Origin of the sequence: Frankia sp. Mgl5, assembly GCF_023242985.1 — a bacterium.
Lineage (GTDB): Bacteria > Actinomycetota > Actinomycetes > Frankiales > Frankiaceae > Parafrankia > Parafrankia soli.
The window spans coordinates 1-242 of record NZ_JALKFY010000308.1; the positions used below are offsets into that span (position 1 = coordinate 1).

The following is a 242-nucleotide window of genomic DNA, read 5'->3' on the forward strand; positions in this document are numbered from 1 at the left end:
CCCTTGTATGACCGCGATCAAATTCGCGGCGCTGTAGCTGTGCTTCGCGACGTGACAGAGGAGCGAAAGCTGGACAAGCTGCGCAAGGACTTTTTGGCGAACGTCTCGCATGAGCTGCGCACGCCGCTGTCCATGCTGCAAGGATACAGCGAAGCCATCGTGGATGATATCGCCGCATCGCCGGAGGAGCACAAGGAACTGGCGCAAATTATCTATGACGAGTCTGTGCGGATGACCAAACT

At 56.6% G+C, this 242-nt stretch carries 1 protein-coding gene; it reads left to right on the top strand.

The window, feature by feature from the left end:
* Nucleotides 1-242, top strand: a 242-nt coding sequence (locus MXD62_RS39670) for a histidine kinase dimerization/phospho-acceptor domain-containing protein (protein ID WP_368862358.1), incomplete at both ends; no start/stop codon positions are given.